The sequence below is a fragment of the Candidatus Formimonas warabiya genome, from assembly GCF_002777255.1.
Classification (GTDB): Bacteria; Bacillota; Dehalobacteriia; order Dehalobacteriales; family Dehalobacteriaceae; genus Formimonas; species Formimonas warabiya.
This window is the reverse complement of sequence record NZ_CP017634.1, coordinates 2,374,239-2,398,034: the sequence shown is the minus strand read 5'-3', so window position 1 is coordinate 2,398,034 and position 23,796 is coordinate 2,374,239. Positions and strand designations below refer to the sequence as shown.

The 23,796-nt window shown below is 48.8% G+C and carries 21 protein-coding genes and 1 riboswitch; of the genes, 17 read left to right on the top strand and 4 right to left on the bottom strand.

Going from position 1 to position 23,796, the window contains the following annotated elements; all coding sequences use genetic code 11:
• Positions 1-13: 13 nt before the first annotated feature.
• From ilvB to cimA, 6 genes are read left to right on the top strand one after another with little or no spacing between them, the layout of a single operon-like run.
• Positions 14-1,696: a biosynthetic-type acetolactate synthase large subunit gene (gene ilvB, locus DCMF_RS11235; protein WP_335582430.1), complete on the top strand. Its 1,683-nt coding sequence runs from the start codon at positions 14-16 to the stop codon at positions 1,694-1,696.
• Positions 1,686-3,221, top strand: coding sequence for a 2-isopropylmalate synthase (locus DCMF_RS11230; RefSeq protein ID WP_148137850.1), 1,536 nt, complete (start codon positions 1,686-1,688; stop codon positions 3,219-3,221). Before ilvB ends, DCMF_RS11230 begins: the two co-directional genes overlap by 11 nt.
• 22 nt (positions 3,222-3,243) lie before the next feature.
• The gene (gene leuC / locus DCMF_RS11225) at positions 3,244-4,512 is read left to right on the top strand and encodes a 3-isopropylmalate dehydratase large subunit (RefSeq protein WP_148134514.1); all 1,269 of its coding nucleotides are present in this window, start codon (positions 3,244-3,246) and stop codon (positions 4,510-4,512) included.
• On the top strand, positions 4,509-5,009 hold the full coding sequence (leuD, locus tag DCMF_RS11220) for a 3-isopropylmalate dehydratase small subunit (protein WP_148134513.1): 501 nt from the start codon (positions 4,509-4,511) through the stop codon (positions 5,007-5,009). The genes leuC and leuD overlap by 4 nt, the downstream gene beginning before the upstream one ends.
• A complete protein-coding gene (gene leuB / locus DCMF_RS11215; RefSeq protein ID WP_148134512.1) occupies positions 5,002-6,075 on the top strand; it encodes a 3-isopropylmalate dehydrogenase in 1,074 nt (357 codons plus the stop codon). Before leuD ends, leuB begins: the two co-directional genes overlap by 8 nt.
• Before the next feature lie 12 nt (positions 6,076-6,087).
• Positions 6,088-7,674: a citramalate synthase gene (gene cimA, locus DCMF_RS11210; protein ID WP_148134511.1), complete on the top strand. Its 1,587-nt coding sequence runs from the start codon at positions 6,088-6,090 to the stop codon at positions 7,672-7,674.
• Positions 7,675-7,690: 16 nt separating this feature from the next.
• On the opposite strand, the gene DCMF_RS11205 is transcribed toward cimA, so the two are convergent.
• From DCMF_RS11205 to DCMF_RS11195, 3 genes are read right to left on the bottom strand one after another with little or no spacing between them, the layout of a single operon-like run.
• Positions 7,691-8,380: a DUF881 domain-containing protein gene (locus tag DCMF_RS11205; protein WP_148134510.1), complete on the bottom strand. Its 690-nt coding sequence runs from the start codon at positions 8,378-8,380 to the stop codon at positions 7,691-7,693.
• Positions 8,373-8,738 carry a small basic family protein gene (locus DCMF_RS11200; RefSeq protein ID WP_148134509.1) on the bottom strand — a complete coding sequence of 122 codons (366 nt, stop codon included), beginning with the start codon at positions 8,736-8,738 and terminating at the stop codon, positions 8,373-8,375. Before DCMF_RS11200 ends, DCMF_RS11205 begins: the two co-directional genes overlap by 8 nt.
• A 4-nt stretch (positions 8,739-8,742) precedes the next feature.
• Positions 8,743-9,483: a DUF881 domain-containing protein gene (locus DCMF_RS11195; RefSeq protein ID WP_148134508.1), complete on the bottom strand. Its 741-nt coding sequence runs from the start codon at positions 9,481-9,483 to the stop codon at positions 8,743-8,745.
• Between the two features lie 292 nt (positions 9,484-9,775).
• Here DCMF_RS11195 and cdaA point away from each other — a divergent pair, with 292 nt between their 5' ends.
• From cdaA to DCMF_RS11140, 11 genes are all read left to right on the top strand, one after another.
• A complete protein-coding gene (gene cdaA, locus DCMF_RS11190) occupies positions 9,776-10,591 on the top strand; it encodes a diadenylate cyclase CdaA (protein ID WP_257790955.1) in 816 nt (271 codons plus the stop codon).
• Between the two features lie 2 nt (positions 10,592-10,593).
• Positions 10,594-11,793, top strand: a complete 1,200-nt coding sequence (locus tag DCMF_RS11185; RefSeq protein ID WP_148134507.1) for a CdaR family protein — start codon at positions 10,594-10,596, stop codon at positions 11,791-11,793.
• 115 nt (positions 11,794-11,908) lie between these two features.
• Complete coding sequence (locus tag DCMF_RS11180; RefSeq protein ID WP_148134506.1) at positions 11,909-13,555, top strand: NAD(P)/FAD-dependent oxidoreductase; 1,647 nt, start codon at positions 11,909-11,911, stop codon at positions 13,553-13,555.
• A gap of 1 nt (position 13,556) precedes the next feature.
• Positions 13,557-14,894: a phosphoglucosamine mutase gene (gene glmM / locus DCMF_RS11175; protein ID WP_148134505.1), complete on the top strand. Its 1,338-nt coding sequence runs from the start codon at positions 13,557-13,559 to the stop codon at positions 14,892-14,894.
• A gap of 325 nt (positions 14,895-15,219) precedes the next feature.
• On the top strand, positions 15,220-16,359 hold the full coding sequence (locus tag DCMF_RS11170; protein WP_148134504.1) for a flagellar hook-length control protein FliK: 1,140 nt from the start codon (positions 15,220-15,222) through the stop codon (positions 16,357-16,359).
• Positions 16,360-16,368: 9 nt separating this feature from the next.
• Positions 16,369-16,680: an EscU/YscU/HrcU family type III secretion system export apparatus switch protein gene (locus DCMF_RS11165; RefSeq protein ID WP_236860246.1), complete on the top strand. Its 312-nt coding sequence runs from the start codon at positions 16,369-16,371 to the stop codon at positions 16,678-16,680.
• 19 nt (positions 16,681-16,699) lie between these two features.
• Positions 16,700-17,440, top strand: coding sequence for a M48 family metallopeptidase (locus tag DCMF_RS11160; protein WP_214659272.1), 741 nt, complete (start codon positions 16,700-16,702; stop codon positions 17,438-17,440).
• Between the two features lie 445 nt (positions 17,441-17,885).
• Positions 17,886-19,715: a glutamine--fructose-6-phosphate transaminase (isomerizing) gene (gene glmS, locus DCMF_RS11155; protein ID WP_148137847.1), complete on the top strand. Its 1,830-nt coding sequence runs from the start codon at positions 17,886-17,888 to the stop codon at positions 19,713-19,715.
• Between the two features lie 396 nt (positions 19,716-20,111).
• A complete protein-coding gene (locus tag DCMF_RS11150) occupies positions 20,112-20,438 on the top strand; it encodes an STAS domain-containing protein (protein WP_148134502.1) in 327 nt (108 codons plus the stop codon).
• A gap of 25 nt (positions 20,439-20,463) precedes the next feature.
• Complete coding sequence (locus DCMF_RS11145) at positions 20,464-22,176, top strand: MBL fold metallo-hydrolase (protein WP_214659271.1); 1,713 nt, start codon at positions 20,464-20,466, stop codon at positions 22,174-22,176.
• Positions 22,177-22,394: 218 nt separating this feature from the next.
• Positions 22,395-22,479, top strand: a riboswitch (cyclic di-GMP riboswitch).
• Between the two features lie 89 nt (positions 22,480-22,568).
• Positions 22,569-23,393 carry a motility protein A gene (locus DCMF_RS11140; RefSeq protein ID WP_236860245.1) on the top strand — a complete coding sequence of 275 codons (825 nt, stop codon included), beginning with the start codon at positions 22,569-22,571 and terminating at the stop codon, positions 23,391-23,393.
• 11 nt (positions 23,394-23,404) lie between these two features.
• Here DCMF_RS11140 and DCMF_RS11135 read toward each other — a convergent pair whose 3' ends face one another.
• Positions 23,405-23,644 (bottom strand): hypothetical protein, encoded by a 240-nt coding sequence (locus DCMF_RS11135; protein WP_148134500.1) that lies wholly within the window; start codon positions 23,642-23,644, stop codon positions 23,405-23,407.
• Between the last annotated feature and the right edge of the window lie 152 nt (positions 23,645-23,796).

Here is a 23,796-nt window from a genome sequence, read left to right as displayed (position 1 = left end):
GCCCAAGGTGACAATGACAGGAGCACAAGCTTTAGTAAAAGGGTTAGAAGCGGAAGGGGTAAAGATTGTCTTTGGCTATCCGGGCGGTGCCATACTGCCGGTGTATGACGCGCTGAGAGATTCCTCCATCAAGCATGTTTTGGTGCGCCAGGAGCAAGGGGGCGCCCATGCCGCCAGCGGGTATGCCCGGGTAAGCGGGAAAACCGGCGTCTGTATGGCCACCTCCGGGCCGGGGGCGACGAATCTGGTGACGGGGATCGCTACGGCTTATATGGATTCTATTCCCATTGTGGCTATTACGGGACAGGTGTCCAGCCAAATGGTGGGCACAGATGCTTTTCAGGAAGTGGACATCACGGGCATTACCCATCCCATTACCAAACACAATTATTTGGTTCAGGATGCCAATGAGATCCCCCGGGTGATTAAAGAGGCTTTTCATATTGCCTCCACCGGCCGGCCGGGACCGGTACTGATCGATGTGCCGAAAAATGTGGCGGAAAGTATGTGCGGGGAAAAAATTCCGGAAAAGGTGAGCCTGCCCGGATACCGGCCCACCTTACACGGTCATCCCAGCCAAATCAAAAATGCCTGCCATTTAATGAAAGAAGCGGAAAAACCGGTGATCCATGCCGGAGGCGGCGTGATCAGCGCAGATGCGGGCAAAGAGCTGGTGAAGCTGGCGGAGCTTTTACAGGCGCCCGTGACCACCACTTTAATGGGATTGGGATCCATTCCCACAGACCATGCGCTTTCCTTAGGCATGCTGGGCATCCACGGCAAAGCTGCCGCCAACCTGGCCATTACCGAATGCGACCTGCTCATTACCATCGGCGCCCGTTTTGATGACCGGGTGACCGGATTGGTAGAGAAATTTGCCCCGGAGGCCAAGGTAATTCATATCGACATTGACCCGGCGGAAATCGGCAAAAATGTCCGGGTCAACGTACCCATCGTCGGTCACGTGAGGCTGGTGCTGCAGGCGATCAACGATCGCCTGGAACAGATGCACCGGCCTGCCTGGATGGACCTGGTGGAGCAGTGGAAGGAAAAGGCTTCCTGCTGCTATCCCGAACCGGGAGAGGACTTGACTACCCGTCAGGTGCTGCAACGGCTCAATGCTGTTTCCGGGGGAGAGATGATTGCCACCACGGATGTGGGCCAGCATCAAATGTTTGCCGCCCAGTTTCTCCGGTTCAAAAACGCCAAGAGCTTTATCAGCTCCGGGGGTTTGGGCACCATGGGATACGGATTTCCTGCCGCCATCGGCGCCCAGCTGGCCGATCCGCAGGCTACCGTAGTTTGTATCACGGGAGACGGCAGCTTCCAGATGAGTATGAATGAACTGGCCACGGCAAGAGAACAAAACTTACCCATTAAGGTCTTGATCATGAACAACAGCTGTTTGGGCCTGGTACGCCAGCTTCAGCACTTTTATTGTGACAGACGCCAGATGGCGGTGGATATGACGGGAAATCCTGACTTTGTCAAGCTGGCCGCAGCCTATGATATTTGCGGATACAGGATTACCAAAGCCTCGGAAATTGACCCGGTACTGAAAGAAGCCTTGAACAACGGGAAATTAAGTATTATTGAGTGTGTGATCAGCAGGGAAGAAATCGTTTATCCCACGGTGCTCAATGGCAAAGGGTTGAATGAAATGGTGCTTGGCACGGGAGGTTATGATGGGGAATAAAGTGTTTATTTTTGATACCACCCTGCGGGACGGGGAACAATCCCCCGGGGTGAGCCTAAATAAGAAGGAAAAGCTGGATATTGCCGTCCAGCTGGCAAAGCTGGGTGTGGACATTATTGAGGCCGGTTTTCCCATTGCTTCTCCGGGAGACTTTGAGGCTGTAAAAGCGATTGCCCAAAATGTCTCCGGACCTGTGATCTGCGCCCTGGCCCGCATTGGCTTCGGCGATATCGACCGGGCCTGGGAAGCCGTGAAATATGCCAAGAGGGCCCGCATTCACACCTTTATAGCCACTTCCGACATTCATATGAAATATAAATTAAACAAAACCCCCGAAGAAGTTCTGGAGATGGTGGCGTTAGGAGTGAAACGGGCCAAGGGATATACGGACGATGTGGAGTTTTCCGCGGAAGACGCTTCCCGGAGCGACCTGAAGTTCTTGTGCAAAGTCTTTGAAACCGCCATTGCCTGCGGGGCCACGACGATTAATGTCCCGGATACCGTGGGCTATGCCACGCCGGATGAATTCGGCAAATTCATTGCCGGTATTAAAGCCGGGGTGCCCAATATAGACCAGGCGGTAATCAGTGTCCACTGTCATAATGATTTAGGGTTAGCGGTAGCCAATTCTCTCGCTGCCGTGAAGAATGGGGCCCAGCAGGTAGAGTGTGCCCTGAACGGATTAGGGGAACGGGCGGGTAATGCGGCTCTGGAAGAGTTTGTGATGGGGCTTTATACCCGCCGGGATATCTATGGATATGATACGGGGATCAATTATCAGGAAATTTACCGCACCAGCCGGTTAATTTCCAGTCTCACCGGCATGCCGGTGCAGCCCAATAAGGCGGTTGTGGGGAAAAATGCTTTTGCTCATGAATCAGGCATTCACCAGGATGGGGTGCTCAAAGAGCGCACCACCTATGAAATTATGAATCCCCAAATGTTAGGCATGGTTCAGAGCAATCTGGTCTTCGGCAAACATTCCGGGCGGCACGGCTTTAAACAGCGTCTGGAAGAACTGGGCTATCATTTGAACGACCCGGAAATGGATCAGGCCTTTAAACAATTTAAGGAATTGGCCGATAAAAAGAAGCAGATTACCGATGCAGACCTGCAAGCCTTAGCAGAAAACCTGATGCGCAATATTCCGGAAAAATGGCATCTGGAATATCTTTATATCTGCAGCGGTACTGGTGTAACGCCCACAGCCACGGTACGGGTAGTCAGTGAAGACCAGGTGGTGGAAGAGGCTTCCTGCGGAGACGGACCGATCAATGCGGCATTTAAAAGCCTGGAAAGAGTAACCGGTATGGGGGTGACCCTGCAGCATTATTCCTTAAATGCGGTGACCGGGGGCAAGGATGCCATCGGTGAGGTTACGGTCAAGGTAGAATACAATGATAAGGTATTTACCGGACACGGCATCAGTACGGACGTTTTGGAAGCATCTGCCCTGGCCTATCTGAATGCCATCAACCGGGTCATCTATGAAAATAGCAATGGGGAAGAGATTACGGGAAAATAAGAGAGAATGGAGGTTTATGCCCATGGGAATGACCATTACGGAGAAGATCCTGGCAGATCATGCCGGGGAGTCCCGGGTGGTACCGGGACAATTGATCAATGCCAAACTGGATGTGGTATTGGGGAATGATATCACGGCGCCGGTAGCGATCAGAGAATTTGAAGCCCTGGAAATTGATCAGGTATTTGATCGGGACAAAATTATGCTGGTGCCGGACCATTTTACCCCGAACAAGGATATTAAATCGGCGGAACAGGTGAAAGTATTACGGGAGTTTGCCCGCAAGTACGGCATTACCAACTATTTTGAGATTGGACGCATGGGGGTGGAGCACTGTCTGCTGCCGGAAATGGGTTTAGTACTGCCGGGGGATGCCATCCTGGGCGCGGATTCTCATACCTGCACTTACGGCGCCCTGGGGGCTTTTGCCGCCGGAGTAGGCAGTACGGATATGGCCGCCGCCATGGCCACCGGGGAAGCCTGGTATAAGGTTCCTCCTACCATCAAATTTATCTTTCAAGGAACCGATTTTCAGCCCTGGGTGAGCGGTAAGGATTTAATCCTCTATGTCATCGGCCAGATCGGCGTAGACGGCGCTTTGTACCATGCCATGGAATTTACCGGCGCCGGCATTGAAGCCTTATCCATGGACAGCCGGCTTTCCATGTGCAACATGGCCGTAGAAGCCGGAGCCAAAAACGGCATTATCCCTCCTGACCAGACCACCCTTGCTTATGTCAAGGACCGGGCCAAGCGGGAATATAAGGTGTACCAGAGCGATACGGATGCGGAGTACGCCAAAGTCATTACATATCGTGTGAACGAAATCGAGCCTCAGGTGGCCTTTCCCCATCTGCCGGAAAATACGAGAAATGTGAGCGAGGCCGGAGATATCGGGATCGACCAGGTGGTGATCGGGTCCTGTACCAACGGCAGGATTGAAGACCTGAGAGTGGCCGCCTCCCTGATGGAAGGGAAAAAAGTCCATGAAAATGTGCGCTGCATTGTCATCCCCGGGACTCAAGCGATTTACATGCAAGCAGTTAAAGAAGGATTAGTGGATATTTTTGTTCATGCCAACGCCGCCGTGAGCACGCCCACCTGCGGGCCCTGCCTGGGCGGGCATATGGGAATTCTGGCCAAAGGGGAAAGAGCCCTGGCGACCACCAACCGCAATTTTGTGGGCCGCATGGGTCATCCGGAAAGTGAAGTTTATTTGTCCAATCCTGCTGTAGCAGCGGCGTCTGCGGTCTTAGGGCGTATTGCCCATCCTGGGGAGGTGAAATCATGATTCTCAAAGGTAAGACATGGAAATTCGGCGTCAATGTGGACACGGACGCCATTATTCCGGCCCGTTATCTGAACACATCCCTGCCGGAGGAACTGGCCAAACATTGTATGGAAGATGCCGATCCCACCTTTCCGGATAAGGTGTCCCCGGGGGACATCATGGTGGCGGAAAAGAATTTCGGCTGCGGCAGTTCCCGGGAACATGCGCCGATTGCCATTAAAGCCGCCGGGGTTTCCTGTGTGATTGCGCCCACCTTTGCCCGCATCTTTTACCGGAACGCCATCAACATCGGCCTGCCCATTTTGGAATGTGGGGAAGCGGTGGCAGGAATTCAAGAGGGAGATGTGGTGGAAGTGAACACCGACACCGGAGTTATTACCAACGTCACCACCGGCGCGTCCTTCCAGGCCGCCCCCTTTCCGGAGTTTATGCAAAAGATTATGGCGGTCGGTGGACTGATGGCCTATGTCAAGGAAAGGACGAAAAAGAATGGTTAAATATACGATTGCCGTATTGCCGGGAGATGGGATCGGCAGCGAAATTGTTCCTCCGGCAGTGAACATCCTGAAAAAAATAGGCATTAAATATGATATAGCGTTTGAATTTAAAGAGGCCCTGATTGGCGGGGCGGCACTGGATGCGGTAGGGGTGCCTTTGCCTGAAGACACCTTGAAAGTTTGCCACCAGAGTGATGCGGTCCTTTTAGGGGCGATCGGGGGCCCGAAATGGGATACCCTGCCCACCCACCTGAGACCGGAAGTTGGCGCTCTGCTGCCTTTAAGAAAAGATTTAGCCCTTTATGCCAATATCAGGCCGGTGATTTTGTACCCGGAACTGGTTTCTGCCTCCACCTTAAAAGAGGAAGTGGTGTCGGGAACGGACCTGGTAGTGATCCGGGAGTTGACGGGAGGCCTGTATTTCGGAGAAAAGAAGCGGGAAAAAACCGCTACCGGGGAGCGGGCCGTGGATACTTTGGTCTATACCACGGAGGAAATTGAACGGATTGCCCGGCTGGCTTTTGAGACGGCCCGGGGGCGGCGGAAAAAACTTACCTCCGTGGATAAAGCGAATGTTTTGGAAAGCGGCAGGCTGTGGAGAGAGACTCTTTCCCGGCTGGCAGCGGCCTATCCGGACGTGGAGCTGGAACACATGTATGTGGATAATTGTGCCATGCAACTGGTCCGGGCGCCCAAACAATTTGATGTGATTGTCACGGAAAATACTTTTGGCGATATATTAACGGATCAGGCCTCCATGATTTCCGGATCCATCGGCATGCTTCCCTCTGCCAGCATTGGGGGTCAAGTGGGCCTATATGAACCTTCTCATGGTTCTGCCCCTGATATTGCAGGTCAGGACAAAGCAAATCCTCTCGCCACTATTTTGTCGGCCGCCATGATGCTGGAGTATAGTTTTAAACAAGTTCAGGCAGCAGAAGATATTAAGCAGGCAGTGGCTAGTGTATTGAATAAAGGTTATCGTACCGGAGATCTGGTGCAAGAAGGGAAAATGGTTGTGGGTACGCAGGAAATGGGAAACCTGGTAGCCGGGGAGATTGTTTAAAGGAGTGGTGCTGTGGGATACATTGCAATACTGGATACGACTTTGCGGGATGGTGCTCAGGGTGAGGGTATTTCTTTGTCTGTAGAAGACAAACTCAGGATTACCGCGAAACTGGATGCTTTAGGTGTGGCCTACGTGGAAGGGGGATGGCCGGGCTCCAATCCCAAGGATGTGGAGTATTTTGAACGCGTCCAAAAACTACCCCTGAAGCATGCCAAAGTAACTGCTTTCAGCAGTACCCGGCGGCCGGGCGTGACGGTGGAAGAAGACGCTAACATCCAGACACTGGTTCATGCAGGGACTAAGGTGGCGACCATTTTCGGCAAGACCTGGGATCTTCATGTGTTTCAAGCCTTAGAAACTACTTTGGAAGAGAACCTTGCCATGATTCGTGATACGGTGTCATACTTAAAAAAGCAGGGACTGGAAGTGATCTATGACGCCGAGCACTTTTTTGACGGCTACAAAAGCAACCCTCCATACGCCCTGGAAACGGTGCGGGCAGCAGCTTCGGCCGGGGCGGACTGGGTTACTCTTTGTGATACAAACGGGGGACTGCTGCCTGACGAGTTGAGTGAGATCCTGGGTAAAGTCAAAGAGTCTTTAGATGTTCCTTTGGGAATTCACGTACACAATGACGGGGATCTGGCCGTAGCCAATACCTTAACCGCAGTGAAAAACGGAGCAGTGATGGTACAGGGGACAATAAACGGCTTCGGGGAAAGATGCGGCAATGCCAATCTGTGTTCCGTGATCCCCAACCTGGAATACAAAATGGGGTTTACTTGTCTTCCTCCGGGGGGATTGGCCTTATTGACCGAAGTATCCCATTATATCAGTGAACTGGCCAATGTAACCCATTTCTCCCAGCAGCCTTTTGTAGGCATGAGTGCTTTTGCCCATAAAGGCGGCATCCATGTCAGTGCCGTTTCCAAGAATCCGGTGACCTATGAGCATATGGATCCGGCTTTAGTGGGAAACAAGAGAAGGGTTCTGGTCTCCGAATTGGCCGGACTGAGCAATTTGAAATACAAGGCCAAGGAGTTAAATATTGATATTCAGTTTGAGAGTCCGGAAAGCCGGAAAATTATCCGCCAGATTAAAGAATTGGAGCATATGGGCTTCCAATACGAAGGAGCGGAAGCTTCCCTGGAACTTTTGCTGAAGAAAGCATTTGGCCAGCACCAGGACTATTTTAAATTGGAATCATTTAAAATTCTTATGGAAAAAAGGGAAGATGACGGGATTTTATCGGAGGCCATGATCAAACTGAAGGTGGGCAAGGAAACCGTGCATACGGCCGCGGAAGGAAACGGACCGGTCAACGCGCTGGATAATGCCTTGCGGAAAGCTTTGGAGCAGTTCTATCCGGAAATTAAAGCGATCCACCTGTCCGACTACAAGGTCCGGGTGCTGGATGAGAAAGATGCGACGGCGGCCACAGTGCGGGTACTGATTGAAACTACGGATCAGGAGGCCACCTGGAGTACGGTGGGTGTATCGGAAAATATCATCGAAGCAAGCTGGCAAGCCTTATCAGATGGAATTACCTATGCTTTGTATAAAAAATACAGTAAGGAAAAAAAAGCGCAATCTTAATGATTGCGCTTTCTTCTTACCACTTCAGATATTTAAAAGTAATCGGGGAGGAGGCTTTGGGGATTTTTACATCCTCCGATTTTTTGATCACCGGATAGACTTGATATAAAGTGTTTAAATTATCAATAATCCCTCCGGTGAAGGTGAGCCCTTTTTCCAGGGTATCCGGATTGCCGATGGCTTTGATAATCACCGGGCTTAAAAGAGGTTTATTATTAATCGTGATCACCAGTCTATGGTTGGCATCCTCCGCTTGAGAAATCATGGTATTGGTTTCTATGCGGTATTCGTTAATGGACACCGCCTCTGCTCCGCTGACCCATAGTTCATTGACCAGATCAATCAGGTCAAGATACATGAGATTGGAATCCCCGGTGATGGTAATTTCGATGCCCTGGCCATGGATAGGAACGGTTCCGTTGATTACTTGCAATTGCTTCTGTTCGTTTTCCAGGCTGGAAAACAAAGTAGAGCCCTGGGCAGCTTTTTCATCTAAGGAACGCTTGGTTTTCAGCAAGCTGTTTACTTCGGACTCCAATTGACCTCTTTTCTCATTTAAACTCTTGACCAGTGCTACTAAGTCCTCCGGATTCTGGTTGGCTAAGGAGTTTAGGACGGCCAGCTGGGTATTGTACTGCGTGGATATTAACAGGCCGAACATGAGAAGAGCAATAAATAAAGGCAACTGCCATTTTTGTTTAAACACTATTTTCGCCGCCCCCTCTTTTGTTGCGCCACCTGTTAATTAAGTCCCGGCGAATAAATCCTAGGTTTCCGAAAAGCCTAATACCGAAAGCGATGACGGCAGCCAAATATAAGTCAACGCCCAGGTGGTCTCCTAAATAGGCCAGCAGGGCAGCCAGTAAAGCATTGGTAAAAAAACCGGAAAGCAGAATGGTGCCGTCGAAGGAATCCTCTAAAAGTCCGCGAAAACCGCCCAGTAATGAATCTAATGCGGCCAGTACGGCCACGGACATGTATTTAGCATAGAAAACGGGTACAGATACCGTGAATATAGAGCCTAAAAGAATACCAATAATAAGACCGATGATTGGAAACCACATTTGTTTAATCTCCTTCCCCATCTTTTAATGGCTGTGCAAAATTGATCGTGTTGCTGCCTTTGAAATCCGGCAGCTCAATATTGTCGGTTTTGGTAATCGTGATCGGCATATCCTTGCCTTTTAGATAAATATATTCATCGCTGTTAAGAACTGCTGCCTCCAAAAGCCGGGGATCGCCAATCACCTTTATTTGGTAAGGCGGTGCCAAACGGGAAGAATTAACCATAATTACCGTACCGACACATCGGATGTCCGAGGTGGCCACCAGCCTCTGGCTATTGATGGCGATTGCTTCTGCCTGGCCCCGTAGGGCACTGACCAGGTAGAGAAGGTTTTTATCGTGCACAATGTAGTCTTCCGGGTCATATAAATCAGGGCTGTTGGTTTTGGCAGCTTCCGCTCCCGCAGTATTGTCGTCCAAAACCACAATGATACCCGGCCCCGAGACACTTGTATGGCCGGCCTGCAGCCTCAGTTGCTGAACCTGGTTCTGAACGCTGACCAGAATTCCCTCGGAGGAGTCTTTCTTTTGAATCACCTCAATTTGGTCACGGAGGGAGCTAATGGTTTCTTCCAGAACCTTGGTTTCCGACTCCAAATTGTTTATAATATCTATAAGCGTATTGTTTTTGCTTGTTTTGTCTGTATTTTGGACGGCGGTTTGGGTTCGTAAGGCCGAAGCTAAAAGCAGTCCCGTAAGAATGCAGGCAATAGTAATTGGCAGATACTTTTTCCAGTTAGACACGACTCCGCCCCTTTCTGTGTAAATTGCTAAAAAATGTTAATCAGAAGGATTGTGCTTTTTTTGACGTATAAGACCCGGCAAAAGTTCCCGTGTTTCTGAAAAACCATAGGGCTTTTATACTCCATTTATTGTACTATAAAAGAAACATTGTTTCCAGCAGGTAAATAATGTGTAAGAAAAAATGAAATAAGAATCAATAAAATCATGTTTTCCTGGAGGGTTTTTTCTCGGGCTGTCGAAAACAACCTTGATAGCAGGCATCAACCAATATTGATAAGCATTGCAGGGGACGGTGAAAAATTTGCTTTCTGATTTAAACTATTTGTATATTGTTACTGAAGTCATCGATATTATGATTGTTGCTTACGTCATGTATAAACTCCTCATGCTTATCAGAGGGACCAGAGCGGTACAGTTGATAAAAGGGATCCTCTTTCTGCTCATTGCCTCCAACATAAGTGATGTCCTTCATTTATATACCATCAAGTGGATCCTGGATAAAACGTGGAGTACCATCTTTGTGGCATTAGCGGTCATTTTTCAGCCTGAACTTCGGCGCGCTTTGGAGCAGCTAGGGAGAGGGCAGTTCTTTGTCCGGGTTACCAATGACCTGGGTATGGGAGATATGCTTCGTTTAATCGATGAGCTGACCCGTTGTGTGGTGAAGCTGGCAAAAGCAAAAACAGGTGCTTTAATTATTGTGGAAAGAGAAACGGGTATTAATGATTATATTGAAACAGGCATTAAAATAGAAGGAATCGTATCCGCAGAATTTTTAGGCAACGTTTTTATCCCGCAGACACCGTTGCATGACGGCGCGGTGATTATTCGCGGCGACCGGGTCGTGGCCGCAGGGTGTTTTCTTCCCTTGAGTGACAACCCGTATCTAGACAGCAGTCTGGGCACGAGACACAGGGCTGCTTTAGGAATTAGCGAGATTTCCGATGCAGTGGCGATTATCGTCTCTGAGGAAACGGGAACGATCTCCGTGGCCTATGAAGGGAAACTGGTGCGCTATTTTGAAGAGAAAACGCTGCGGGATAAATTGCAGGAATTACTGGTTCCCAAGCCCCATGCCAACACCCATTTCTGGAACCGGAGGGCGTAATCATGAAGAAAATCGCCATCAACAACTTGTTATTTAAAGTCGTCTCCGTCGTGCTGGCCGTACTCCTGTGGTTTTATGTCAATCATCAGGAAAATCCGGTCGCGGAACAGGTTTTAACGGTCCCTTTGGAGATCAGAGGACTGGAACAAAATTTGACCGTGTCGGACCGGCCTACCTATGTGAAAGTGCGCATTCAAGGACAGCGCAAGCTTCTGGACACAGTCACCGCCAGAGATATTCAAGCTTTCCTGGAAATGAGCGGCGTAGATATGGGCCAGCATATTGCGGAAGTGCACGTGACCGTACCGGAGAAAACCCAATTAGTTTCGGTGAATCCTTCTACTGTCAACCTGAATGTAGAGGTCCTGACCACAGCTCAATTTGTCGTGAACGTATCCTATTCCGACAATACCCCGGCGGTAGGCTATATGGCCTTAAAGCCTGTATTGACGCCGACCCAAGTGCTTCTTTCCGGTCCTGAGGACAAATTGAAAGAGGTGGATCAGGTATATGTAGAAGTGAATTTGGGGGAATATAACTTTAATTACCATCAAAAATTGCCCATTAAGGTGGAAGACAAAAAAGGCAACCTGCTTTTGGATTGGATTACGCTGACCCCTTCCGAGGCAGATGTGCTGGTGCCGGTGGTCCATGAGCTGCCCTCTAAGACGGTCCCGGTGAAAGTGCCTTTAGTGGGAACTCCTGCAGAAGGATACGAGCTGACCCGGGTGGTGGCGGAGCCCGAATTCTTAACCGTTTTAGGAGAAACGAACCTCATCGATAAGGTAGACAGTATCAGCACAGTTCCTTTAAATATTGCCCAGGCGTCAAAGGATGTGGTAGAAGAACTGGCTGTTGTGGTGCCTGAAGGATTGACGCTGAATAGAGAGTCTAAGGTCACGGCTGTGGTGACCGTTGAACGAACCGTGGAGAAATCCTTTACCGGCCTGCCCGTATTAACCAGAAACGCGCCCCAGGGATTAACGGCGGAGCTTCCTTCCCCCACCGTGGATGTGACCGTGAAAGGCCGGGAATCCCTGATCCAAAAAATGATGAGTGCTGATGTGGATGTATATGTTGACCTGGCGTCTTATGAGGCTGGCGAGCATCAGGTCCCTGTCCAGATTGAGCTGCCCAGCGGGATATCTTTGGTGGAAAAAAAGCCTGCCCAAATTTCGGTCGTACTGAAGAAGTCAGAATGAGAAATCAGGAGCCTGGAGTGACCATAAAAAATTTTTTTATTGCCCGGAAGGATGCTCAGTTCTGGAGAGTGAATGCCGAATACTATATAAGTAACGAAATAGGAGCTCTTTGCCGATGAAGCTGCGACTTACCAATTTGCGCCTGGAGCTGGCATCTGATGAAACAGAATTGATCCGGCTGGCGGCCAGGAAAATCCGTCTTGTTCCGGAGCAAATTACTTCTCTCCATATTGTCAAAAAAGCGGTGGACGCCCGGAAATCCGACTCGGTCCAGTTCGTGTATACGGTTGATATCGAAGTAAATGTCACCAAGAGGATCAGATTTGATCCTCCTTTTGTAGTTCCCATTCCGGTTCCTTTTCGGGAACAATTGTCCAAGGGCGATCGGATTCTTCATTTTCCTCCCGTTGTTATAGGCAGCGGACCTGCCGGTATGTTCTGCGCTTTAAAGCTTGCCGCTTGGGGGTACCGGCCTCTAGTGCTGGAGCGGGGCGGGGATGTGGACAGACGGTGCCAAGAAATTGAAAAATTTTGGACCTTAGGAGAATTAAACCCGGAGTGCAATGTGCAATTTGGAGAGGGCGGGGCGGGAACTTTCTCCGACGGCAAACTGACTACCCGGGTCAAGGATCCCAGAGTGAGGAGGATCTTGGAGCAAATGGTAGAGGCGGGGGCTCCTGAAGAGATCCTCTACCTGAATAAACCCCACATCGGCACGGATGTTTTAAAGCCTGTGGTCAAGGGATTGCGGGAAAAGATCATTGCTCTGGGGGGACAGGTATTATTTGACGCTTGTGTGACAGGAATGAAGATTTCTCCGGGCGGCGTGTTGAAAGCATTGACGGTGAGAAACCAAGTGGAGCTTCCGCTGGAAGTGGCTGTCCTGGCCATCGGCCACAGCGCCCGCGATACGTATAAAATGCTTTTTCAAAAAGAGGTATTGATGGAGGCTAAGCCCTTTGCCATGGGCATGAGAGTGGAACACCCCCAAGATTTTATTGATGCCGGTCAATACGGCCGTTTTGCCGGACATCCTAAGCTGGGAGCGGCTGACTATTCTTTGGCCTATCAGGATCAGGAAAGAGGACGAGGGGCGTACAGCTTTTGCATGTGTCCCGGCGGATATGTGGTAGGGGCGGCTTCAGAGCCGGGCGGTGTAGTGACCAACGGCATGAGTGAGCATGCCCGGGATTCAGGCAAGGCCAATAGTGCTCTGGTGGCGACGGTAGACATTGCCGATTTTGGCGAGGGCTGCTTAAAAGGGATGGAGTTTCAAAGAAAATGGGAGGAAAAGGCCTTCCGGCTGGGCGGAAACAATTTTAACGCCCCGGCCCAAAGGCTGGAAGACTTTTTAGCGGACCGGAAATCAACTGATTTAGATGAGCAGGCGTCTTCTTACCGGCCAGGAGTAACACCGGCCAATATCCGTGATTGCCTGCCCAAAGAGGTGGGGGAGGTACTAACTGATGCCATCCGGTTTTGGGATCATAAAATAAAAGGGTTCATTCAGGACCGGGCCGTTGTTACAGGCGTGGAAACCCGCACTTCGGCACCTCTGCGCATCCTGCGCAATGAATGTTTGGAATCCGTGAACACATCGGGCCTTTATCCCGCCGGAGAAGGTGCGGGATATGCCGGAGGAATCATCAGTGCCGCGGTGGACGGGTTAAAAGTGGCGGAAGCAATTATTCGAAAATACCGGGAACCTGAAGCTGGATTTCTTCCCGAAATAATAGACAAACTGGCGACGAGAGGAGACTAATATGGGAGTTTTATTTGGAACGGATGGGGTGCGTGGCGTAGCCAACCGGGATCTAAACCCGGATTTGGCCTTTAAATTAGGACGGGCAGGGGCCTTTTGCCTGGCCCGGGATCATCAAAGACCCAAAATTTTGATCGGAAAAGATACCCGTCTTTCCGGCGATATGCTGGAAAGCGCCCTGGCGGCGGGAATATGCTCCGTTGGGGCGGATGTGGTCCGGTTAGGGATCATTCCTACCCCGGGTGTGGCATACTTGACCAGAGAGCTTGGCGCCCAAGCCGGGGTGGTGATCTCGGCGTCACATAACCCGATGGAAGATAACGGGATCAAGTTTTTCGGCAGCAACGGTTACAAGCTGCCGGATGCTTTGGAAGAAGAAATCGAAGCCATGATCGCTTCGGGACAGGCCTTGCCTAGCCCGGTGGGAAAAGATGTGGGCAAGGTGGAAGACTATGCTCAGGCGGGAGAACGTTATGGGGCTTATTTAAAGCGTTGTCTGGGCTCGGATCTGTCCGGCCTAAAAATTGTGGTGGACTGTGCCCAGGGGGCGGCTTACTCGTTAGCCCCCTCCATTCTGAAGGATTTGGGCGCCGAAGTGATGCCCATATCCAACAGCCCTACGGGAACAAACATTAATGAGGGCTGTGGGAGTACCCATCCGGAAAAATTAATGGAAACCGTAAAGATCCGGGGTGCCCATCTGGGTATTGCCTATGACGGAGATGCAGACAGAATGCTGGCGGTAGATGAAGAAGGCAATTTAGTTGACGGTGATAAAATCATGGTCATTTGCGCCTTGGATATGCTGCGCAAAGGCAAACTGAAGCAGAATCAAATTGTGGTTACGGTGATGAGCAATATGGGATTGTATCTGGCCTTGAAAAAGGCCGGAATCGAGATTCTGGACACGAAAGTCGGTGACCGCTACGTGCTGGAAAAGATGCGGGAATCAGGGGCTGTCCTGGGGGGAGAACAATCCGGTCATATTATTTTCAGCGAGTACAATACCACGGGAGATGGTATCGCTACTTCCCTGCAGGTGTTAAAAGTGATGGTGGAAACGGGGAAACCCTTGTCCGAGCTTGCCGCACAAATGCTACGCCTGCCCCAGGTATTGGTGAATGTCCGGGTGAAAGATAAAACGGGTTTGGAAACCAGTACGGCCATTAAAGAAGCCATATCCCTGGCCGAGAAGACTTTGAGCGGGCGGGGCAGAGTCCTGGTACGGACATCGGGGACCGAGCCCCTGGTTCGGGTGATGGCAGAGGGACCTGACGAAGGGGAACTGCAAAATTTGGTTCAGAGTATTGTACGTATAGTGGAAGCCGAATTAGCCTAAAAGCCCGAGAGAACCTGAGCCTGTTGATAAACGCCCATCTACGTTGTTACAACTGCGCATTTTTGCTCGACGTACGCCCAGTACGCCTTCGCTGCAAATGCTTGTTGTGCCTAGTATCTGAGCGTTTCTGAACAGGCTCATATTTTTTCTTTCCGGACCCCGGTAACCGGTACCCGGATCCCGAAAAGCCTTTTAGGCTTTTTATAACCACTAGTTTTTTCCCGGATTACCAAAAAACCGAAAAAACGGAAATACAAAAAGGAAATATCCTTGCTTTAGAGAATCTATCTTAATGGGTATATTTTGATGATAAGGCGGATGAAAGATGAGTTTGGATAAAATTAACTCGGTCTGGCCGCTGACAAAATATCAGCAACAACATGAATCCAGTCAACTGAACAAAGGAGATATTTTTCGCGCTACAGTAGTCGATGTGAAAAATGACCAGGTAGTTCTCCGTATCCGGGGAGAACTGCTCCAGGCCGCCTCCACGGTGCCTTTAAAGGCGGGGGAAACTGCTTTATTTCAAGTGAAAGAAATCAAGGATCGTCTTTTGGTCTTAAAAAAGCAGGAATCTTTTCTTCCTTTGTCCGGAGAAAAAACAATGGGAAGCCTCCTGGAGGAATTGGGCCTGCCTGTTTCCCCTGAAGGAAAGCAAGTGGTGTCTCACTTGTTATCCAAGGAACTCCCCTTATCCAAAAATCTCATTGAGCAGATCTTAAAAGGACTAAACGGTGTGCCGGAAAACCTCAAGGAAAGTTTTATCAAAATTAAAACCTGGCTGGTGGGGGCTGGTATCACGGATCCGGAGGTGCAGCAGAACCTGTTGTCTACCTTGTTAAACAGCAGGGAAGCCTTGCACCTGCTGGAAAAACTACTCACCTTTTACCAAAGGTCGGGAACCGATCCGGGTTCCGCCTTTAAGACTGTTTTACTGGAAAAATTGTTGCGTGACCTGAGTTCTCTCCCCCCGGAAGAAAAGGGAGTTTTTGATTATGAAGCTTTAAAGAGACAGTTATCTGAGCTGATCTCCTTCCAAAAAACCGTTAATCAAAGCAGGCTGGACAATCCTCGCCTGCCTGACCTGGTTTATTATCCTATTCCCTTGCAGCAGGGAGAGAGCCGGATTCCCGCCCAAATTTATTTAGTCATGAAAGACAAATCCCAGGCGGCTTTTCAGGAACAAGTTTCTCTCCTTCTTTCCCTCCAAACGGAAAATATGGGGATGCTCTGGTTTGATATTAGAATTAAGGGCATGGCCTTAAATATTACGGCATTTACCGAACATCAGGATATTTCCGCCTATCTGAACCGGACCTGGGAACTGTTGAAAGACGGCTTGGAAGGCCATCAATTCAAGGTAAATTCCTTTTCCTGCCGGGAAAAAAGGGTAACTTCGGTTTTTGAGCTGGCGGATGATTTGGGAAATGAAGAAATTTACCGCTCCCTTGACATCAAGATCTAGCAGGGAAAGATGAACAATAGAAAAGTAGCTGGGGAAAGGACTGACTTGGGGATGAAAAAGGTACGCCGGGCAGCGGCCCTGCGTTATGACCGGAAAACAGACCGGGCTCCTGTGCTGGTGGCGGCGGGGGAAGGCCTGATCGGGGAACAAATTGAAAAAATTGCCCGGGAAAACCAGGTTCCCGTGGTTCAAGACCACAGCTTGGCTGAAGCGCTGGTCCAGTTGGATGTGGGCAGGGAAATTCCTCCCCACCTGTATCAAGTCGTGGCTGAGGTCCTTGTCTACGTGATGAAAGTTGACGGGCGATACCGGAAAGGTTAGGGGAAGGAGTTCATACTCTTTGAAAAGACAGGAGAATTTAGTGGTCGGTGAAGCGGAAATTAAATTGGGAGATACGCTGGTCCCTTATGTGATCAAAAGAAGCACCAAGGCCAAACATGTCCGTTTTTCCATCAGTGTGGGCAAGGGCCTGGAAGTGGTTATTCCCCGGGATTACCCGGCGGACCAGGTGGCATCACTTCTTTATGAGCGGGAGAAATGGATTTTGGAAAAACTTCAGTCTGTTGCTGAGACGGCTGCTCTGATCAAAACGGCGCGGGAAGATGCTGGGTCTCTGATCCGTTATTTAGGGAAAGAATACCGGGTCGTGGTGATCCTGGACGTGGCGTCACCGATGCGGGTGGAATTGGACGGCGATAAAGCCTATATTACGTTGCCCCGGAGAAGTGAGGAATTGCTGCGCCAAATCATAGAAGCCTGGTACCGGTGGGCCGCCAAATCCCTGTTTGAAGAAAGAGTGAAGATGTGGGCAGAGCGGATTGGCGTTTCTTACCAAAACATTTTTGTCAAGAACCAAAAAACCCGCTGGGGCAGTTGTTCCAAACGACAGAATCTCAATCTAAATATGCGCATTATTATGGCCCCTTTGGAAGTTGTGGATTATCTGCTGGTCCATGAATTGAGCCACTTAAAAGAAATGAATCATTCCAAACGATTCTGGAGCCTGGTGGAGCACTATTGCCCCGGTTATAAAAGGCAATTGGCCTGGTTAAAGAAATATGGTCAGAGTCTGACGATTTAAGAAAAAGAAAAAGTATTGACCTTTTAGGAACAAAAAGAGTATTATGTACTATAAGGGGGTGATGAGGGGTAATTTTGTCAAAAAATGAATGATTCCGCAGCGGTTCTTTTTGTACGTTTTCAGCGCCAGAACCAAAGTACGCAGTGTGCACAGCCTATGCGAGCCGCATCTGTATTTTGGTTGACGAGGTGAGGGTTTATCGAAGTTTTCGGCGGATGCCCTCCGGTGATGTACCATCGTAAGCCGTATCACAAAACCCGGGAGTAATTCCGGGCACAGAGAATACGGCAGTGCAGAGGGTGAAATATGCTCAGAAAAGAGTGTCCCTTTATTTGTGAAGAACCGTGCATAACTTGAGCGCGGTTTTTTTTGTTTGTTCATTTTACAGGTATTGGTGTGGAATACTAATTATATCCGGGATAGTAAAAAAGAAGGGGTGATGATTGTGTGCGGCATCGTGGGATATATCGGAACACGTCTAGCTGTACCGGTTTTATTGGAAGGATTGAAAAAGCTGGAATATAGAGGTTATGATTCTGCCGGGATCGCGGTCATTGAAGATGGCGAACTGGTGCTCAACCGCAGCGTGGGCAAGCTGCATATGCTGGAAGGAAAGATCAACGGGGATGCCCATCAGGGGCACGTAGGCATCGGTCATACCCGGTGGGCAACTCATGGCCGGCCGTCGGACCGAAATTCCCATCCCCATACCGACTGTACCGGCAAAATTGCCGTTGTGCATAACGGGATTATTGAAAATTTCCTGGAACTGAAAGAATGGCTGGAAGAAAACGGACATGTTTTTCAATCTGAGACTGATACGGAAGTACTCCCCCATCTGGTAGAGCATTTCCATCAAGGTGATTTATTACGGGCGGTAGAACAAATGGTAAGCAAGGTCCGGGGCTCCTATGCTACGGTGGTGCTGTCGGAGGATCATCCGGGTACTTTGGTGGCGGCCCGAAAAGACAATCCTTTGATTGTCGGGTTAGGTGAGGGAGAATATTTCTTTGCCTCCGATATTCCCGCCATCATCAACTATACCAGAAAAATTATGGTGCTGGAAGACGGAGAAATCGCCGTGCTGACAGCGGAGGGCGTAAAAGTGTACAAAAACGGCAGCCCGGTAGAAAAAGAAATTCAGCTGATCACCTGGGATACCAAGGCTGCCGAAAAAGGCGGTTATCCCCACTTTATGATCAAAGAGATCAATGAGCAGCCCAGGGCCCTCCGGGATATCTTAACGGGAAGAATTGCCCCTGATTTTAGCGGCGTAGACCTGCAGGAGGTCAGTTTAACTGCGGAACAGATTAAGAACATCCGCAAAATAGCTGTGGTGGCATGCGGCACGGCTTATCATGCCGGTATTGTGGGAAAATATGTGATGGAGAAAATGCTCCGCATTCCGGTAGAAGTGGATATCGCTTCCGAATTCCGCTACCGGAACCCGCTCATTGACGCCCATACGTTGACCGTGATTATCTCTCAGTCCGGAGAAACCGCGGATACCCTGGCGGCGTTAAAAGAAGCAAAGGCCAGGGGATCCCGGGTGGTGGCGATCACCAATGTGGTGGGCAGCTCCATTGCCCGGGAAGCCCATGACGTGGTTTACACCTGGGCAGGACCGGAGATCGCTGTAGCGTCTACCAAAGCCTATATTACGCAGTTGCTGGGCATTTATCTCTTAACCCTGTTTTTAGGCAAAGAACTGGGCCGGATTCCGGCCGGGGAAATGACCGATATTCTGCATCATCTGTACCAACTGCCCAAACAGGCCCAGGATATCTTAGATCATTTAAACGAACAATTAAATAAGATGGCTGAAATATTTAACCAATGGGAAGACACGTTTTTTGTGGGCCGGGGTTTAGACTATGCCGTAGCTTTGGAAGGATCCCTGAAGCTGAAAGAAATCTCTTATGTGCACGCCGAGGCCTATGCAGCGGGAGAATTAAAACACGGTACGCTGGCCTTAATTGTGAAAGACGTTCCGGTTCTGGCCCTGTGCACCCAGCCCGATGTATTTGAAAAGACCGTGAGCAACATTAAAGAAATAAAAGCCCGGGAAGCCCACGTGATTGGGGTGGCTTTTGAAGGAAACAAGGAAATTGGCAAGTCGGTGGATGAGGTAATTTATATCCCCGAGACGCTGCCTTTATTGGCGCCGGTATTGACGGTCATCCCCCTGCAAATGCTGGCTTACTATGCTTCCGTACACCGGGGCTGTGACGTGGACCAGCCCAGGAATTTAGCAAAAAGCGTAACGGTGGAGTAGGTTAGGTGTTTTTGAAAAGTCCATGTAACCCTTGGATGATAAGGGTCTCATGGGCTTTTTTAATAGCTAAGAAAGTATAACATATTTTCTGCTATCAAGAAAATCTACCTTGTTTGTTAGGCGAATGAAATGAGCATTTATGCGCTGAAGGCGATTTTCTTATTTTTAGGAAAACCCATTTACCCCAAATTATTTACACTCCTTATCCCACTAAAACATCTTTATCATACAAACTGGGTCAATGGAAGGGCATCCCTTCTGGAAATAAACGTTTCCCTTAGGGAATATTGGTTCAAAAAATTTTTATAAAACAAGGAAAAAAGTGATCTATGTAAAATAATTAGTACTGAAGATCTGAGAACAGGAGATCGCAAGGCGAAATCAGGGGAGGGTCACATGGAAATATCTTGCCTGGAAAAAGAAGGGGTGTTAACCCTGGTCTTAAATGGACGTTTGGATAGTGCTGGTGCCATACAACTAGACAGGGAGATAGATAAAATAATCTCCCGGATCAACGATAAACTTATTCTGGATTATGCAGGTGTTCCCTATGTCAACAGCAGCGCGCTCAGGGTGGTAATAAAGTATGCCAAAGAATTGCGCGAGTCGGGGAAAGAGTTTCACATGGTTAATGTGAACAGTGATGTATATAAGGTCTTTAAGTTAACCGGCTTTACATCTATCATTCATATTGTCCGCCGGGAAAATGAAATCGAACCGTAAAAGCAATCATGAGGAGAAGAAAGACATGCTGATCAATGAAAGCTGGCAACCTGTTCCGGGCACAAGGGGAACGGAAATTTATCCCTTTATTATCAAGCCCAATAGTCATTCATCCAATGCGTATCTGCTCGCAACGGATGACTATATCATCTTGATCGACACAGGAACCTCACCGGAGCAAATGGAACGAATTAAAACCGTGATTAGGCCACTGATGGCGGATCAGGAGCGTCCCCTTCTGATTTTCTTGACACACTGTCACGCAGACCATTGTTTGCTGGCGTTCAGCGACTGGGAATTAGGGGGTATTGCCAAAGTACGCGTTGCGATTCAGGAGTATGGGGCCAAAGCCCTGGAAGAAAAGGATGCCAGGCGAACCCTGGCCGATATTCTCCGTAAGGAATTACCCGATGCCAGAATTGATTTGCCCCTGCTTACGGGGCAGGACAGGGAGAAACCCGGTAAAAAGGTAGTCAATCTGGGAGAGGGAATTATTTTGTCCACCCGTGTAGAAAAGATTGATCCCGGGGATAAATCGGACTTTTTCAAACAGGTTATTAAGATTGGACCGGAGACCAGCATGGAAATATACCCCATGCCGGGTCACAGCCCGGATGGTATTGCCTTGCGTATTGGTGAAATCGTGTTTACAGGCGATTTTTTTATGGCTGTCAACTTTCTCGTCGCCGGAGTTGTTGGCTGGAAGCAGGACGATATGATGAATTCAATTCACCATATGCGCTGGCTGGCCGAGAATTCAGCCATCAGTTGCTTCTGTACAGGCCACGGCGACCCCTTATCCCGCCAGTCGGCTATGGACAATATGTCAAAAATGCGGACAAGAACTGCTGGGCTGACAGATTTAAGCGAGTTGAATTGGGAACATATGACAGAATCCTCTGGGTATGCACTGGAACTGCTGGAGGAGCTTAACGATACCATGGCAGTAATCGCCGGGAGGCTCTATTACTTAGTATATTATCTTGATTATCTGGGAGAGTCCGACAAATCTGAGAAGGTTGGGGCGGCCCTGGATTTTGATCGCATCAATGACCTGTTGGATGAATATAGTGATTTTGCGCAGCTATTTGAAGCCGGAAATATGGCTTCTCCCATTCTTATTTTAAAGGCTGCCCATTTAACCGGGAAAATTGAAAAGATCTTTACCCAAGGCGGGACCGATCTGATGATCGATAGATACCTTTTCCGGAGGGTGCAGCGTTCATTTGCCGATTTTATGCAGATATGTGGTGGCATGCCCATTCATGATGCCAGGGAAGTACTTGATATGAACCAATTGCTTCAGGATTTGCTCCGCGATATTAATCGCGTGCCATACAACGACGACATTCTGGAAGTATTGGATCGTGAGGAGCAGTTTATCGATGCCTTGGTCTTACGCATTGCTTTTCAACCCATCATTAAAGGAGTCACATTTCATTTTTTACCGGATCCTGACTTGTTGCGGGTAAGAATAGATCAAGAACGGTTTTGCGATGCTTTATTGGGGATTTTAGAAGAGATTGCCGCCATTGATGTCAAAGAGATTTGCATCGTGTCGGGCAACACCGATACAGGCCCCGCTATTCGAATAAGTAACCCCAAGGGCATACCGGAAAACGTTTTTACGAAAAAAAAGCTGGGCTTGTATGAACGAAAATTTGCTTCCTTAGGTGGGCTGTTGAAAATAGAGCAAGACCAAAGCGGTATTCGGTTTGTGATTGAGTTAAGCACCTAGCGGCACGAAAGGATATCCCACTAAATAGGAACCAGGTTTGTACATGTAGGCAGACTCTGGAAAAGCCAAGGTTTGCCTATTCGTTTCTGAATTGAAGGATTTTTCTAATTTTCAAGGATTTATTTTCATTTTTTGCTAAAACATGCAGGAAAAAGCAAATTCATGTTTAATAATGGGATTATAATAACCTTTTCCAGGAGTAAAACTGAATAATTGAAGTTCGAAAAAGGCAAATCCGGTGAAAGCCGGAGACGCAAAGCCTACGGGCCTTAAGGTTTGTACCAAGGTGGCCGGGTTACCAAAAACTGACGTAAGATCTGAAAGCGCTGACTCTGTTTGGTAATCCTGACAGAGTCTTTTTTTATAGAAAATCTACCAAAGAGGGGGAGAAGATGATGGATATTTCGACACCTTTTGGCGTGCTTATGGGTATTGTTTGTTTGATTCTGGCCTTTACCCTGGATGGTGGTCATATCGTTTCTCTTTTTAGCGTAACGGCGGCTTTGATTGTCTTTGGGGGAACGATTGGTGCCACGGCGGCTTCTTATAGTATGAAAGAAGTGCTCAGCTTTCCTAAACTAATGCCGCAAGTAATAAAAAAAGAACCAGAGAACGCAACACAGGAAATCATTGATTATTTTATCAGGCTGTCCACCAAGGCTAGGGTTAACGGCTTATTAAGCCTGGAAAAAGAAACAACCTCACAGGAAATAAAAAATTATGATCCCCTGATGAAAGAGTGCCTGGAGATGGCCGTAGACGGAACGGAAGCAGAAGTTTTTAGGCAGATGATTGAAAATAAGATTGAAATTAATTACAGGATCAAGAAAAAGAATGCGGGGATATTTATCACGGCGGGAGGCTATGCTCCTACCATGGGCATCATCGGTACCGTGATGGGATTAATTCATGTGTTATCAAATTTAAGCGATCCCGACAAACTGGGTTCTGCTGTGGCATTAGCCTTTGTAGCCACCCTGTACGGAGTGGCATCGGCAAATTTGTTTTGGCTTCCCATCGGCCAGAAGCTTCAGGCTACTGCAATGCGGGAAAAAATTGCTCAGCAGTTGATCCTGGAAGGAGCGATGTCCATCCAGGTAGGAGAAAATCCCTTGATCTTAGATCGAAAACTGAGAGTATTTCTCTTAACCCAGATGGAAGAAGAGAAAAAAGAGACGCTGGTGGAAAAAAGGAACATCATGAAGCAACTAGATTAGAGATTCTTTTTTCATCCTCTCGGGAAAACAAGGCCCCGGGTGCACAGCCTTCTTTGCAGCCTCACTTTCAGCAGATCCTCCTCGGTAACGACTTCGTCTTCGCGACCTGCCAGCGGGTTGTACCGGTCATCGGGCTCAACCGCTAAAACCTTGCCGTCTTTCACATACAGTTTAAAAACACATTGGCTGGTAGCTCCGCAGTTGCACATACAGAAAGAATATACCGGGTCACAGTTTTCATACAGCATCATGACCACATCTTTTTGCTCTTAATCTAATTGCAATAAAACACAAATACTGGATGTACCTTTTCATTTATGGTAAAATACATTCTATAAAGCCGGGTGAGATTAAATGATGCTCAACCCGAGACCACCATGAACAATGATTTGATATGGGAGGA